Source organism: Vibrio sp. Vb1337, from assembly GCF_033338715.1.
GTDB classification, from domain to species: domain Bacteria; phylum Pseudomonadota; class Gammaproteobacteria; order Enterobacterales; family Vibrionaceae; genus Vibrio; species Vibrio alginolyticus.
This window is the reverse complement of sequence record NZ_JAWOTD010000215.1, coordinates 1-1,121: the sequence shown is the minus strand read 5'-3', so window position 1 is coordinate 1,121 and position 1,121 is coordinate 1. Positions and strand designations below refer to the sequence as shown.

The following is a 1,121-nucleotide window of genomic DNA, read 5'->3' as shown; positions in this document are numbered from 1 at the left end:
TTCATTGCTTCGGACTCCATTGCGATTGGTGTGTTACGAGCAGTGCATGAGTTTGGTTTAAACATTCCTGATGATATTGCGCTGATCAGCGTGAACGACATTCCTACCGCGCGCTTTACCTTCCCACCTCTATCTACCGTTCGTATTCATTCTGAAATGATGGGTATTCAAGGCGTGAACTTGTTAGTAGAAAAATACCGTGACGGACGCGCACTGCCCCTTCAAGTGTACGTTCCAAGCAAGCTCAAGCTACGCGGCCCAACTCGATAAAAACCCCCTCAAAACTGCTCAAATAAGGCACTGAATTTTCAGTGCTTTTTTATTTCTTCTTTTATTTTCTACCGAATTTTTACTGTTTTTACTTTCCAAAACAATCTAGAACGCATTCCTTTACGCTGATCACATCTTGCTCAACATTGGTCATTTAAAACGTGACCAAGTTAAAGTAAAACGTTTTCACTAATTTATTTTAGTAAAACTTTTACTAATATCTTTCTCAGATTATTCATAAGCATTTTTCACAATACATCGGCCGTTGTTTTTGCACTGATGTTGAGCCGCGATGAAACCAATCCGCACTCCAACATAAGCGCACCAAGCCGAGGGGAGATCAAAACGTGAACAATTGGGAAAACTTCCAACACTTACACGAGAATCGTATGGCACCGCGTGCGTACTTTTTCTCCTACGACTCTGTTCAGAGCGCACAAACCTTTCAACGTGAACTGAGTCGCCGCTTTATGTTACTCAGCGGCCAATGGACATTCCGTTATTTCACCAACCCAATGTTGGTACCTGATGAGTTTTACTCACAAACAATGAACGACTGGGGACACATTACCGTCCCAAACATGTGGCAAATGGAAGGCCACGGCGATCTGCAATACACCGATGAAGGCTTCCCATTCCCGATCGACGTCCCGTTTGTACCAACCGACAACCCAACGGGCGCTTATCAACGCACATTTACACTTGGTCCACAGTGGGATAACCAACAAACCATCATCAAGTTCGACGGCGTGGAAACCTACTTTGAAGTGTACGTAAACGGCGAGTACGTCGGCTTTAGCAAAGGCAGCCGTCTTACTGCGGAGTTCGACATTTCTGCCTACGCACACCAA

The 1,121-nt window shown here is 44.7% G+C and carries 2 protein-coding genes; both read left to right on the top strand.

From position 1 onward, the window contains the following. Positions 1 to 270: substrate-binding domain-containing protein (locus R7E42_RS25135; protein ID WP_318073259.1), on the top strand; the 270-nt coding region annotated here is incomplete at its 5' end. Positions 271 to 617: 347 nt separating this feature from the next. Then, on the top strand, positions 618 to 1,121 hold a 504-nt coding region (locus R7E42_RS25130; RefSeq protein WP_411978987.1), incomplete at its 3' end, for a sugar-binding domain-containing protein.